The following is a 13,065-nucleotide window of genomic DNA, read 5'->3' as shown; positions in this document are numbered from 1 at the left end:
CACCGCCTGTCACCCCTCTTCGCCCGCGTCTGCCGACACCTCGCCCCGGTGCCGCACCCGGGTGGCGAGCAGTGCGCCGAGCGTGCCGGTGAGCAGGCCCCAGCCCGCCGCGAGCGGAACGGCCATCCAGAGCACCGGACGCAGCGTGAGGCTGCCCCCGGCGAGGCCGGCCAACGGGTTCGAGCCGCCGAGGACGGAGCCGAGCAGGTCACCGAGGCCGCCCTGACCGAGACCGACACCGAGGACGGACAGCCCGTAGGCGGCGTCCATCCGGGTCCACAGGCCCACCAGCAGCACGGTGACGGCGGTGGCCAGCGCGAACCGTACGGCGTGCTGCCAGAGCCGGACGGTACGGGGCGAGCGGCGGGCCGCCAGGAAGGCGGCCGCGAGCAGCAGGACGGCGGCCAGCGGCAGCAGCAGCCAGGCGCGCGCGTCCTGGTCGGCCAGGGTGCCGAGGTCGACCGTCGCCGACTGCCCGTGCGGCGCGCGCAGCACGTCGGCGAGCGGCTTGGGCACGGGCAGGCCGAGCCCGCCGACCAACCGGCCCTGCCACTCGGCGCCGAGGCCGACACCGAAGGCCAGCCAGACCAGGTCGGGCAGCGCGAGCAGCACCACGGCCAGGGTCTGCCGGGCGTTGCCGTGCACGATCGCGGTCAGCACCCCGGCCACCGCGCCGAGCGCCAGGTACGCCAGCAGCACCAGCCAGAGCGCGAACGCGGCAGGTCGGACCGCGAGTTGGTAGCGCACCAGGGCGGGCGGCAGCGGCGCCCGCCGGGACACCGCGAAAGTCGCCGCGAGCACCAGCAGCAGCCAGGCCAGGCCGATGCCGACGGTGCTCGGGCCGTCCGCGTGGAAGCCCACCTCCGGGGTCAGCCCGAGTGCGCCACCGATCGACTGCACGAGGTCGCCGCCGAGCGGGACGACGAAGCTGTGCCGGGCGCCGAGGGTCAGCAGGACGAGCGCGAGCAGCCAGACCACGACCGTCCGGGCGATCCGGCCGAGCAGTTCGCCCCCGCCGGCCACCGCGCGGAAGCGCAGCTGACGTAGGAACACCTCGGCCATCGCGACCGCGCCGACCAGCGAGACGGTCAGCGGCATCGCGCTGATCCCGGCGTCCAGGGCGGCGAAGTTGCCCGCACCGCCGTCGAGTTGGACGGATCCGCCGACGGCGAGCGCCAGCGTCGCGGCGAGCACCGAGGGGAAGCCGCCGTCCGGGAGGTCGTCGGCACCGGCCAGCCAGAGGCCCAACGCGGCCACCGCCGCCATCGCGGCCACTCCGGCCAGCACGACGGCGAGCGCGTCCAGCCAGCCGCGGATGGCGCCGGGCGGGCCCACGGCCCGGGTCGTGGGCTGCTGCATGCCGCCTCCTGGTCGCTCGATGGGGCCCGCCCGCTCTCCGGGCCCGGCCGGTTTCCAGGGTGGCCGACGGGCGCTGCGCACGCTCGGCGACGGCCGGGGCACCTGCTGTTGCGGCGGACGGGGCACCGGGGGAGAAAGGAACCAATGGCAGGAGCTTCCTGTGCCGGCCGTGATCGCCGGCCGCCTGCGAAACGGAGCCTCGATGACCCCCCAACCGCCTCCGTCCGGCCCGCCGAGCGAGCCGCCGTACGGCCCTCCCTCCGGTCCCCCGTCCGGCCCGTTGGCCGGTCGGCCGTCCGGTGGGGGAACGGCCGGACCGCCGTCCGTCCCCCCACCGCCCTCGGGCCCGCCCGGGGCCTCCGGGCCGCCCTCCGACGGTCGCGGCGGATCCAGTGGATCCAGCGGCAGGCCGCGCACGCCGTGGTGGCGCTCCGGCAAGGGGCTGGCCCTGGCGGCGGGCACCCTGGTGGTGGCCGTCGTGGCCACCGTGCTGATCGTCAACAACCAGGGCAGTCACACCGAGGCCGTCCCGGCCGCGAACGAGGTCGCGCTGCAGGCGCCGGCCGACCCCGGGCCGGACCCGTTCACCCCATCGGTGGAAACCCAGGGCATGACCGCCTCCGCTCCCGCCACCTCGGCGGCGGCGCAGCAGCCGGGCGGCGCGACCTCCCACCCCGGCGGCGCAACGTCCAAGAGCAGCTCACCGGCCGCCCTCCACAGCGTCGAGGGCAGCTCCACCGGGCTGTACGCCGGGACGATGGGCAAGTCCAGCTGCGACACCGAGCGCCTGATCGGCATGGTGTCGGCCGGGGACACCGGCCGCGCCTGGGCCTCCGCCGTGGGCATCGCGCAGGCCGACATCCCCGGCTACCTGCGCTCGCTGACCCCGACGTACCTGCGGGTGGACGCCCGGGTGACCAACCACAACTACAAGAGCGGCGCCGTGGTCGAGTACCAGTCCGCGCTGCAGGCGGGCACCGCCGTCCTGGTGGACTCCCAGGGCGTGCCCCGGGTGCGCTGCGCCTGCGGCAACCCGCTGAAGCCGCCGAAACTGGTGAGCAACGCCAAGTACACCGGGAAGGCCTGGGCCGGCTTCCAGCCGACCACGCTGATCGTGGTGGTGCCGGCGCCGCAGCCGGTGACCGAGATCATCCTGGTGAACGTCGAGACCGGCGGCTGGTTCTCCCGGCTGACCGGGCGGATCGAGATCGTGGACAAGCCCGTCGAGCCGCCGAAGGGCCCACTGGTGCCGGGCGTCCCGCCGCCGGGGCCGTGGACGCCGTCCACGCCGTCGGGCACGGCGACCACGTCGACCAAGGGGGCCACGACGTCCGGTCCGACGACCTCGGGCTCGACCACCTCCGGTTCGACGACGTCAGGCTCCACGACGTCCGGTTCGACCACGTCGGGTTCCACGACCTCGGGCTCGACCACGTCGTCGGGCGGGCCGTCGTCCTCCTCGGCGACCTCCTCCACCTCCTCCGGCACTCCGTCCGAGACGAAGGCGACGTCGAGCACCTCGGCCTCGACCGCCACCGGCACGACGACGAGCGCCGGCAGCACCACGAGCACCAGTAAGCCGACCGTCACCAGCACCTCGGCCGCGAGCACCACCACCGTCCCGAAGACGCCGGCCGCGACCTGCGCGACCACGCCGCCGTCGACCCTGCCACCCTGCCCGACCACGCTGACCGCCACGCCGAGCTGACCCGGCGTCCGGCCTCGTCCCGCTGCCACCGCCCGCACCCCCGGCCGGTGGCAGCGGCACGCCCCAGGGGCGCAGCACCGTCGGCGCTCTGGCCGATGCCTTACGTACCCATGCCGATCCCCTCGTGTTCCCCGACGCCTTTCGTGTTCGTGTACGACGGATACTTGCACACGCCACTGACAATCACGCCACTGACAGTCACGCCACCGGCAGTCCACCGAGCGGACGGATATTCGCTGGTCAGCGGGGTACCGGTGGGGCAGAGTGCCCCCATGACCACCACTCAGGGACTGGACGCCGACGGGTTCATCGCACGGGAGGGCTCGCTCGCCCGCGTGCCGGCGGAGTTCGCGCCGGTAGTGGACGCCGCCCGTGAGCGGATCGCCGGTGCCTTCGGCCCCGCCCGGCTGCACAGTGCCTACCTCTACGGCAGCATCCCGCGCGGCACCGCGGTCCCCGGGGTCTCCGACCTGGACCTGCTCGTGGCCCTGCGCCACGAGCCCACGGCGGCGGACCGGGCGGAAGCGGACGCCCTCGAGGCCGCGCTCGACGCCGAGTTCGCGCAGGTCGACGGGGTCGGTGTGCTGCTCTTCAGCACCGGCACGCTGCTCAGCGAGCTCGAACTCCACGACCTGGGCTGGTTCGTGGCCTGCCTCTGCACCCCGCTGCTCGGCGAGGACCTCGCCGCACGGCTCCCCCGCTACCGCCCCACCTCCCTGCTCGCCCGGGAGACCAACGGCGACCTGGCCCTGGCCCTCCCGGGCTGGCGCGCACGCGCGGCCGCCGCCACCAGTGACGCCGACCTGCGCGCCCTCAGCCGCGCGGTCACCCGCCGCATCGTCCGCACCGGCTTCACCCTGGTCATGCCCCGCTGGGGCGGCTGGACCAGCGACCTCACCGCCTCCGCCAAGGCCTTCTCCGACCACTACCCCGAGCGTGCCGCCCAGATGCACCTGGCCGCCGCCACCGCCCGCACGCCCGCCACGGATCGGACCGTCCTCGCCCTGCTCATCGACGACCTGGGCCCGTGGCTCGCCGCGGAGTACGCCGCCGTCCACGGCGAGAAGGCCCCGCGCCCTGAGCAGCCGAGGTCCTCGACCGGCGCCCCTTCGGGACGCGCGCCTCAGTCCACGCAGGGGATCCCGCCCGCCTTCACCGCGGGTCCCTGCATGGGCAGGCCCGCCGCCGGGTCGGCGGACGGGTCGCCCGATGCGGCGGTGCCGGAGGGCGCGGCGGTGGGGGTCGGGGTGCGGGTGGCGGCGAGGGTGAGCAGGACGTGGCCCGGTGGAACGGCACCGGAGGGCGCGGCGGTGACGCCGTAGCGGCCGGCGAGCTGCTGGGCGTCGGCCTTGGCCCCGGTGCCGTAGGCCACGGTGGTCATCCGGGTCCTGGCGGGGGCGTCGCCGATCTTCCCCGCCTGGTAACCGAGTTCGGCCAGCGCCTTGGACTCGGTGGAGGCGGCACCGGCGCCGGCCGCCGCGTTGATGTCGACCACCGCCTTGGCCGACCCGCTCGGCGAGGCCGGGGCGGAGCCGGCGGAGGCCAGGGGTGAAGCGGCCGAATCGCCCGCCGTGTCGCCGGGGGCCGGGGCCGGAGCGGCCGGCGCCGTCTCGTGGTTGAACAGCTGTCGGACGATCTTCTTGATCAGGTCCGGGTTGACGGTGTTGACCTCCTGTCCGCCGACCGTCTTGAACCCCGAGATCGGCAGGGTGTTGAACTCGACGTTGCCGCCCGTCAGGTTGGGCGCCTGCTGGGCGAAGTCGAGGATGTTCCACTCGTTGTCGATGACGACGTCCTTCTTCACCACCCCGAACAGCTTCTGCATCTGCCCGAAGTCGTTCAGGATCCCCTGCTGTTTGAGCTTGTACTCGACGGAGGAGATGAACGCCTGCTGCCGGTGGGTGCGGTCGAGGTCGCCGTTGGTGAGGTGGTGGCGCTGGCGGACGAAGGAGAGCGCCTGGGCGGCGTCGAGGGAGCTGATCCCGGCCGGGAGCTTGAGGCCGGTGCCGCCGCCCTCGTGGGTGGCGGTCCGGGCGGTGATCGGATCGTCCACGGGGTGGTTGAGGCAGACCTGGATCGGCTCGACCGCCTTGGCGATGTCGTAGAAACCGATCAGGTTCACCTCCGCGAAGTGGTCGATCGGAACGTCCAGGAAGCTCTGCACGGTCTGGATGGTGGCCGAGCGGCCGGCCTCCCGGCTCTGCCGCTCCAGCTCCGCTTTGGAGAGCCCCTTGCCGCCCAGCTTCAGCTCGGCGGCGTCCTTGGCGATGCCGTACGCCTCCTTGATCTTGTGCATCTTGCCGTCGGCGCCGACGGTCTGCACGTAGTCGTCGCGCGGGACGGACAGCGCGGTGACCTTGCCGCCGTTGGCCGGGATGTGCAGCACGATCAGCGCGTTGGTGTTGTAGCCGCCGATCTCGCTGGAGCCGGCGTGCAGTTCGTCCTCGACGAACTGCTTGGGCAGGTCGTTGCCGTCCATGTCCTTGCGACTGTCCAGGCCGATCAGCAGCAGGTTGACGGACTTGTCGAGGTGCGGCGGGGCGTTCTTCTTGGCCTCGCTCAGCGCGGTGGACTTGATCATGCCGTCGTCCAGGCTTCGGTACTCGTACCAGGTGAAGCCGCTGGCCCCGAGCACGGCGACGGAGACGGTGCAGGCCAGCGTGCGCCCGGCGACGGTCAGCGGGGCGGCGCCGCGCCGCGGGGCGCGGCCGCGCGGACTGCCGGTACGGCCGGTACGACCAGCGGCGCCGCCGCCGTCGGTACGGCTCCGGCTCCGGCTCCGGTTGCGCTCAGCCACGGCGGCTCCCTCCGGTCGGGACGCCCGAACTGTCGGGTCGTCGGCCGTCGGCCACCGCCCGGCGGCGGTCGGCCACTGCCCGGCGGCGGTCGGCCACTGCCCGGCCGACGACCACCGCCAGCGCCACGCCCACCGCGGCGGCCATCACCGGGAACGCCCCGACCACCCAGCGCAGCGCGCCGGTGCCGAGGTTCTTGCCCTGGTACTTGTGGGGATGCGCCACGTACTCCACGCCCGACGCGGCGAGCAGCACCACGATCGGAGCCGCCGTCACCACCCACCACCGGCCCGGCCGGCTGCACAGCGCCGCCGCGATGCCCGGTCCGAGCACCGAGCCCACCGCGAACAGGAGTCCGACGCCGGGCCCGCCCAACTCGTCCGCCACACCGCCCAGCACGGGCAGTCCGACCGCCGAGAGCGCGGCCACCAGCCCGCCGCGCCACCGCGCCTGCTGCCGACGGCGCGCCACTCCCGCCCGCTGCGCCCGCGCCGACCGCTCCGCGCCGGCGCCCCCTGCGTCCGCCGCGCCCCCCTCACCGGCCGCGCCCCCGGCCGGGTGGGAGCGCTGGGCGGGGAAAGCACGGTCCTCGGTGCGCGGTCCCGCGTCCTGGTACGGCGTTCTCGCCCGCTGGCCGGCCATGCGCACTTCCCTCGATCGTTGCGGCTGCGGCGGCGCGGTCGCACCGGCGCGGATGCCGGGACGCCTTCGGTCCTGGCGGCGGCCCCGCCCTCTACATCTCTGTAGAAGTCGGGCTGGAGCATACAAACCCGTGTCACCGAAAGTCACCCGCTGCCGACCGACAGCAGGCGAACCGTTCGGTGGGCCGTCGTTAGGATGGCCATGATCCCCGCCACGTCGGCACACCATCAGGAACGCATCGGAGGAGCAGAGCGTAACCATGTCTGAGAGTCTGAAGGACCTCGCGGACAAGGCCACCGACCTCGCCCGCGAGCACGGCGACGTGATCGGACAGGGCCTGGACAAGGTCGGCGACGCGATCGACGATCGCACGGACGGCAAGTACAGCGGGCAGATCGACACCGGCGTCGAGAAGGCGAAGGACCTCTTCCGCAACCTCGACGGCGACCGGAAGCCCGCCGAGTAACCTGCCGCCGGACACGATCGACCGTACGGCGGTCGAACGAGCGCACGGACGAACGGGGAGGGCCGGCAGCGGTGAGCGAGGAACAGAAGGGGCCGGGCTGGGGACGCCGGCTGGTGATCGGCGTCGTGGTCGTGGCCGTACTGGGCCTCATCCGCGGCAACGGCCACGACGGCGCGACCTCCGCCGACCCCGCCCCGTCCGGCGCCGCGTCGGCCCACTCGTCCGGGGCCCCGTCGTCCGGCGCCACACCGTCGGCCGGCCCCTCGGCCGCGCCGTCGAAGCCCTCCGCCGGGTACGACCCCGCCGACTACGCGGCGCCGGTCCGCCAGTACGCCGCCGAGGCCGGGGTCAACCCGCAGCTGCTGATGGCGATCCTCTACAACGAGTCGTACAAGCCGCACGACCCCGAGCTGGAACGGGCCTGGCAGCGCAGCAAACCGGACGCCTCCTTCGGCATCGCCAACATGCACCGCGCCGCGTTCGACGACACCAAGCCGGGCCGCCCGTTCGCCTCCCGCCAGTGGGAGGAGCTCCCGGACGACCGCAACCTCGCCGTCCAGGCGGCCGCGTGGCACCTGCACGACCTCGCCGCGCAGCTCCCGGCCCACCCGAGCGTGTCGCTGAGCCGCGACGAACTCGTCGCCCTCGGCTACAACGCGGGCGCGGGCAACATGCTGGCCTTCGCCCGGGGCGTCAAGATCGGTTCCCAGGCGCAGTCCTACCTGGACCGGCTGCGCGACAACTGGACGAAGTCCGGCGAGGCCGTGAAGTGAGACCGTGACATGAGGCCGTGCCGCGAGGCCGAGACGTGGCCGTGAGGAAGGGCCTGCCCGCGAACCGCCGCCGCCGGGCGCCGGCCGGAGGACTGACGGGCCGCCGGAGGACTGACGGGCGGCCGGAGGGACTGACCAGCAGTCGGAGGCAGGCCCCGAACTCCCGAAGGATCAGACGCCCAGGCGGGCAGCCCACTTGGCGCGCCAGGCGAGCGCGTCGGTGACCCCCTCCGCGATGCCGCGCCGGGGCTGCCAGTCCAGCAGCTCGCGGGCGGTGTCGACGGCGGCGTAGCAGCCGATCACGTCGCCGGGGCGCGGGTCCGCCTCCCGGACGTCGAGCCGGGCGCCGACGGCCTGTTCGAAGGCGGCGATCAACTCGCGGACGGTGGTGCCGTCGCCCGTCCCGACGTTGATCACGCGGTAGCGGTCCGCCGCGCCCGGGGCGATCACCTCGTCGAAGCGGAGCAGCGCCGCGACGTGTGCCTCGGCGAGGTCCTGGACGTGGACGTAGTCGCGGATGCCGGAGCCGTCGCGGGTCTCCCACTCGACGCCGGTCACGGTGAACGGCGCGCCGGTGGTGTGCGCCTCGATCAGCTTGCCGAGGGCATGGGTCGGGTTGAGGTCCTGCAGTCCGGTGCGCAGCTGCGGGTCGGCGCCGATCGGGTTGAAGTAGCGCAGGGTGATGACGCGCTGCCGCTCGGCCCCCTCGCCCCGGGTCCAGTCCTGGAGTACCTGCTCCATCATCTGCTTGGTGCGCGCGTACGGGCTGTTGGCGTCGACCGGGCTGCGCTCGTCGACCCGGGCGTCGGGGGTGGGCGCGTAGATGGAGGCGGAGCTGCTGAAGACGATGCGGGTGCAGCCGTGTCGCTGGAGGGAGTCCAGGAGTTCGACCGTCTTGGCGACGTTCTCCCGGTAGTAGTACAGCGGTTTGGCCACCGACTCCGGTACGACGATCTTCGCGGCGCAGTGCACGGTGGCGTCGATGTCAGGGTGGTCGGCGAAGATCCGGTCGAGCACGGCGGCGTCGGCGATGTCGCCCTGGTAGAAGATCCGGTCCTCGACGAACTCGGCCCGGCCCTTCGACAGGTCGTCCAGCACGACCGGGGTGATCCCCCGGTCGAGCAGGGCGGACGCCACCGTGCTGCCGATGAACCCCGCTCCGCCGGTGATCAGGACCTTCTTCATCCGCGAATGCTCCCTTGCGATCGGCCGGGCACCCGGCGGCACCCGATGATCGGAGAGGACGCCGGTTCGTGCCCTGCCGGTTCCCGGGTCGGCAGTACCGGCAGCTCAGGGGCGGTGAGGCGGGCTCGGCGGCTCGGGTACTGCGGCTCATGGGTGGTGGCCCCCGGACCCGGCCGCTCAGGCCCGGCGACGACGGAGCCAGAGGCCGGCGACGGTCAGCAGGACGGCTGCGGCGGCGGTGCCGATGGCGGCCCAGGTGGTGCTGTCGGTGGTGGTCTCGCCGGCGGGTGCGGCCGTGGTCGCGCGGACGGGCCCGGCGGTGGCCGCCTGCGCGGGGGCGGGCGCGGGTGCGGACGCCGCCCCTGCGGTGGCCTCGGCCGACGGCGGTGAGGCCGCCGTGCCCGCGGGCACCGGGTCGTTGATGACGGCGGCCTCGACGTCGAGCTCGCGCTGGGCGTGGCCCAGCGAGGGGAAGGCGCAGTCGACGGTCACCTGCCAGTGCCCGGCGGGGAGGATCTCCCGGGTGGTGTACGTCCCCGGGTGGCCGGGGACGGTGATCAGGCGCCAGGGGCCGACCGCGCGGCCGTCCGCGGCGGTGGCGGAGAGCGTGCCGGCGAACTCCTCGGTGACCGGATCGTGGTCGTTCTCCCAGGTGGCGACGGTGCTGACGTGGCCGTTCTGCTGGCCGGTGACGTCGAGGTGGACGCTGTCGCCGTGGGCGGCCGCGGGCGCGGCGGCGGGCAGGACGGCCGCCGCGACGAGGGCGGCGACGGCGAGGATCGGGCGGGCAGCGAGGATCGGGCGGGTTCGCATGACGGGCATTCCTCGTGGCGGTGTGGGGGACGGGCGCGGGAAGCGGGTGCGCCGGGCGCGGCCGCCTCAGGGGGCGGCCACGCCCGGCGAACGGGGCGAAACGACTGACGTGCTTCGCGACTTACGGGCTTCGCGACGTGCGGGCTTGTGGAGGGACCGACCTACGAGGTCTTCAGCAGCGACCAGTTCTGGTACGGCCGGCCGTTCGCCTGCTGCAGTTCCAGCAGCCAACCACCGTAGTACCAACGGTCGCTGAGCCCCAGCACCAGCGAACCACCGTCCGCCGTGATGGTGAACCCGCCGTCCGCGGCGGTGAGTTGCCACTTCTGCGCGGCCGCGTCGGAGCACGGCTGCTGGGCGACGTACTGACCGGCGACCGGGGTGCCGCCGAGCTGCAGGCACTTGCCGGAGCGCGCGGACTTGATCCGCACCGCGCCGTTCCCGGCGTCATCGAACTGCCACTTCTGGTTGGCGTAGCCGGTGCGCTGGTAGGCGATGGCCACGGTGCCGTCGTTCATCGAGCTGCCCCACAGGTCGGCCGCCTGGCCGGTGAGGCCGTTGACCATGGTGTAGTTCGCGCTCGGCTGCGGGCGTCCGCTGTCGGAGACCGTACGGAAGGTGGCGGCCCGGCCGGGCTTGCCGACCGCACCGGCGGCGTCGCGGACGGCGACGGCCACGGTGTAGGAGGTGCCGGGGGCGAGGCGGACCACGCCGACCACGGTCGAACGGACGGTCCCGATCGTCTGGCCGTTCAGCAGGACGTCGTAGCCGGCCGCCGCGGGGGCCGCCTTCCAGCTCAGCATCACGGAATTCTGGGTGATCTGGCTGGTGCTCACATCAGGTCCGGCGTTGCCCGGAGTCGGGGTCGCGGTCGGCGACGGGGAGCCGGTCGGCGTGGCGGTGGGGCTGCCGGTGGGCGTCGGGGACGGCGAGGGCGTGCGGGTCGGGGAAGCCGTCGCAGTCGGGGTCGGGGTCGGCGTGGGCGTCGGGGTCGGCGTGGGCGTGGGGTTCGGGCCGCTGCCGCCGCCGGCGATGAGGAACCGGTTGTTGGCGACGTTCCAGTGCGTGGTGAGGTAACTTCCGGGCGCGGGCGCGGTGTTGTAGTAGTCGTCGTGGTTGCAGTCGAGCCGGTCGTCATGGGCGCGGTCCGGGCAGACGGTCCGCATCTGCGGGTAGTTGGGGGCGTCCGAGTAGCACATGATGTCCCACTCGTCGACGCAGTGCCCGGCCTTGCTGGAGTTCGGCGCGCTGTTGTTCACCGCGCCCAGGTTGTGGCCGAGCTCGTGCGCGGCGGTGCTGCCGCTCCAGCAGCCGGAGTCCGTCCGGCCGTACGAGGGACCGAAGTTGCTGAGGTTGTCCTGGCTGGGGCGCTCGTCCCCGGCGAAGGTGCCGATCCCGCAGTACACCTTGGCGTCGGTGAACATCATGTACTTGCGGTCCTTGCGGTTGAACCCCTGCGCGGCGAGGGCCCGGTTGGTCGCGTTGAAGTCCTGGATCTCGGCGTCGGAGATCTGCACGTTCAGCACCGAGGCGGTGCAGTCGGCTTCGGTGACGAAGCGGACGTGCCGCTCGCCGCCGGTCTCGCCGGCGCTGGCGTTGTAGATGACGTCGACGTCCGCGGCCCACTTCTTGAACGAGGGCAGGTACTGGGCGAAGCGGTCGTTGCCCGGGCTGTGCACGTACACCACCTGGACGCGGTTGCCGCTGCTGCCGTCGCCCTCGCAGACCAGCTTCGATCCGGCGGGCGCGGCCGCCGCCGCGCCCGGGGCGGGCTCCGCGGCGGCGCTGCCGGAGCCGCCGAGCAGCGCCTTCTGCGTGGCGTCCAGGACGGGCGCGGCGCCCTTCAGCAGGTCGGCGGCGGCGGGCGGCTGAGCCCCGGCCGCGGGGGTGAGCGCGGGCGCCTGGGCGGCCGGTGCCGCGACCGGCGCGACGTCCTGGTGGATGTCCACGCCCTTGGGCGGCACGTCCGGACCGTGGCTGCACTGGGTGCTACCGGTGACCTCCAGCGTGCCGCCGCAGCGGTCGCTGCCCGGCAGGCTCAATCCCGCGTAGACCAGGCCGCGGTCGGGCTGGTCCTTGGGTATCGCCTTGAGCGGCACGGCCTTCTCGTCCCGCTTCGGGGCGGGTGCCTGGGTGGCCCCCTCGGCGGTGCCGGTCTCGCCCGGTCCGCCGTCGTCGCCGACCAGTCCGGCCTGCGACCCCGAATTGTCGACCACGTCCGCCGCGGCCGTGACGGCGCTGTGCATGGCCGCCGGCTCCAGCGCGGTGCGGATGCCGAGCGTCCCCGCCACCAACCCTGCCGCCACCGCTGCGGCGACCAGGGCGCTCCTGCGGGTGAGCCTGCGGCGCTTGCGCCGACGAAGCTCGCTGCTCCGGTGTCCCATCGCGTTCCTTTCCTCGTGCGACGACCCGTGCCCTGTGGTGAAAGGGGGCTCGGGCCTTCCGACACTCCGGAGAGCGGACGGGACGGCCGGGAATAACAGAAACCTTTTACGAATTTCTTCGACCCGTTCGATCGGGCGGTCGCGGTCGCCGACTCGCTCGGCCGGATCGAGCGCTCGCGGTGTCCGACTCGCTCCGCCGGATCGGGCGGTCGCGGCGGGCGAGGCCGCGGAACGGTTCGGGACAGGAAGAGCGGCCCGGAACAGGAAGAGCCGGGGAGCGCACTCGGGGGGTGTGCGCTCCCCGGCATGGGGTGGTGGCGGCCACCCGGCCGGAGTCGCGGGGCCTTGCGACTCCGTCGGCCGTGACGGAATGCTAGACCCGTCGAGGGGTGCTGACCAGAGCCCTGGGAAGGTCGCTTTCCATCCCGGACAGGCCATCCTCGTCAGGCATATGACGGCTCATCAGCAAAGTGCGGCGGCCAGGCCGCCGAGCAGCGGCAGCAGGTCCGCGACCGCGGCGGGCAGCCACCGGGCGAAGGGGGTGGGCCGGGCCAGGACGCGCAGCAGCGCCCGCTCGGCCGCGGTGATCCGGACGGTCAGCATGACCTCGTCGCAGTCCGTGGTCCCTGCTCCCGGTCGGCACAAACGGGTCATCAGGCTCCTCCTTCTCCGCCACCATTGCCGGCCCTCGCACGGCTCTGCGGCGAGGGTCCGAAGACCCTCCGGCCCGGCCCTGCCGCGGACCTTTCAGCCCGGGACATCCGCGCAGGTCACCCCGGCTCTCGGGGCGGGCACGGGAGGGCCGGGGAGATCCGCCGTTGGAGTGATCCCCGCGTGTTCGGCGCAACGCCCGTGGGAACGGCGCGTTTGCCATGGCATGCGCCCTCCGGTGGGGGTGCGCGCGGGTCCGCGCTGGCCCGTCCCCCGACTCGCGGCCGGT

At 73.8% G+C, this 13,065-nt stretch carries 10 protein-coding genes and 1 pseudogene; 4 read left to right on the top strand and 7 right to left on the bottom strand.

Annotated features, from left to right (window positions below; genetic code table 11):
* Window positions 1–9: 9 nt before the first annotated feature.
* The gene (locus tag ACZ51D_RS36475) at window positions 10–1,359 is read right to left on the bottom strand and encodes a streptophobe family protein (protein ID WP_465664693.1); all 1,350 of its coding nucleotides are present in this window, start codon (window positions 1,357–1,359) and stop codon (window positions 10–12) included.
* A 478-nt stretch (window positions 1,360–1,837) separates the two neighbouring features.
* Between ACZ51D_RS36475 and ACZ51D_RS36470 the strand changes: the two genes are divergently transcribed.
* A complete protein-coding gene (locus ACZ51D_RS36470) occupies window positions 1,838–3,067 on the top strand; it encodes a DUF6777 domain-containing protein (RefSeq protein WP_465618176.1) in 1,230 nt (409 codons plus the stop codon).
* A gap of 272 nt (window positions 3,068–3,339) precedes the next feature.
* A pseudogene (locus ACZ51D_RS36465) lies at window positions 3,340–4,146 on the top strand (nucleotidyltransferase domain-containing protein); the annotation flags it as partial.
* Window positions 4,147–4,190: 44 nt separating this feature from the next.
* On the opposite strand, the gene ACZ51D_RS36460 reads toward ACZ51D_RS36465, so the two are convergent.
* Entirely contained in the window at window positions 4,191–5,864 is a 1,674-nt protein-coding gene (locus tag ACZ51D_RS36460) for an LCP family protein (RefSeq protein ID WP_465664692.1), read from the bottom strand.
* Window positions 5,857–6,504 (bottom strand): DUF6542 domain-containing protein, encoded by a 648-nt coding sequence (locus ACZ51D_RS36455; protein ID WP_465664691.1) that lies wholly within the window; start codon window positions 6,502–6,504, stop codon window positions 5,857–5,859. Before ACZ51D_RS36455 ends, ACZ51D_RS36460 begins: the two co-directional genes overlap by 8 nt.
* Window positions 6,505–6,763: 259 nt before the next feature.
* Between ACZ51D_RS36455 and ACZ51D_RS36450 the strand changes: the two genes are divergently transcribed.
* Window positions 6,764–6,970, top strand: a complete 207-nt coding sequence (locus ACZ51D_RS36450; protein WP_465618168.1) for an antitoxin — start codon at window positions 6,764–6,766, stop codon at window positions 6,968–6,970.
* A gap of 71 nt (window positions 6,971–7,041) precedes the next feature.
* A complete protein-coding gene (locus ACZ51D_RS36445) occupies window positions 7,042–7,743 on the top strand; it encodes a transglycosylase SLT domain-containing protein (RefSeq protein ID WP_465664690.1) in 702 nt (233 codons plus the stop codon).
* Window positions 7,744–7,914: 171 nt separating this feature from the next.
* Here ACZ51D_RS36445 and galE read toward each other — a convergent pair whose 3' ends face one another.
* The 4 genes from galE to ACZ51D_RS36425 all read right to left on the bottom strand — a co-directional run bounded on the left by galE (window position 7,915) and on the right by ACZ51D_RS36425 (window position 12,779).
* Window positions 7,915–8,928 (bottom strand): UDP-glucose 4-epimerase GalE, encoded by a 1,014-nt coding sequence (gene galE / locus ACZ51D_RS36440; protein ID WP_465664689.1) that lies wholly within the window; start codon window positions 8,926–8,928, stop codon window positions 7,915–7,917.
* A 177-nt stretch (window positions 8,929–9,105) separates the two neighbouring features.
* Window positions 9,106–9,741, bottom strand: a complete 636-nt coding sequence (locus ACZ51D_RS36435; RefSeq protein WP_465664688.1) for a hypothetical protein — start codon at window positions 9,739–9,741, stop codon at window positions 9,106–9,108.
* Between the two features lie 161 nt (window positions 9,742–9,902).
* Window positions 9,903–12,125 (bottom strand): RICIN domain-containing protein, encoded by a 2,223-nt coding sequence (locus ACZ51D_RS36430; RefSeq protein WP_465664687.1) that lies wholly within the window; start codon window positions 12,123–12,125, stop codon window positions 9,903–9,905.
* A 462-nt stretch (window positions 12,126–12,587) separates the two neighbouring features.
* Window positions 12,588–12,779 (bottom strand): hypothetical protein, encoded by a 192-nt coding sequence (locus ACZ51D_RS36425; protein WP_465664686.1) that lies wholly within the window; start codon window positions 12,777–12,779, stop codon window positions 12,588–12,590.
* Between the last annotated feature and the right edge of the window lie 286 nt (window positions 12,780–13,065).

The organism is Kitasatospora sp. NPDC033851 (genome assembly GCF_055576085.1).
The sequence above is the reverse complement of the archived record's forward strand: the minus strand, read 5'-3'. Positions and strand labels throughout refer to the sequence as shown.

Excerpts from the sequence above, each read along its gene's own strand:
- ACZ51D_RS36425 (WP_465664686.1), bottom strand. The coding sequence starts at position 12,779 with ATGACCCGTTTGTGCCGACCGGGAGCAGGGACCACGGACTGCGACGAG.
- ACZ51D_RS36450 (WP_465618168.1), top strand. The coding sequence starts at position 6,764 with ATGTCTGAGAGTCTGAAGGACCTCGCGGACAAGGCCACCGACCTCGCC.
- ACZ51D_RS36475 (WP_465664693.1), bottom strand. The coding sequence starts at position 1,359 with ATGCAGCAGCCCACGACCCGGGCCGTGGGCCCGCCCGGCGCCATCCGC.
- ACZ51D_RS36435 (WP_465664688.1), bottom strand. The coding sequence starts at position 9,741 with ATGCGAACCCGCCCGATCCTCGCTGCCCGCCCGATCCTCGCCGTCGCC.
- galE (WP_465664689.1), bottom strand. The coding sequence starts at position 8,928 with ATGAAGAAGGTCCTGATCACCGGCGGAGCGGGGTTCATCGGCAGCACG.
- ACZ51D_RS36455 (WP_465664691.1), bottom strand. The coding sequence starts at position 6,504 with ATGGCCGGCCAGCGGGCGAGAACGCCGTACCAGGACGCGGGACCGCGC.
- ACZ51D_RS36430 (WP_465664687.1), bottom strand. The coding sequence starts at position 12,125 with ATGGGACACCGGAGCAGCGAGCTTCGTCGGCGCAAGCGCCGCAGGCTC.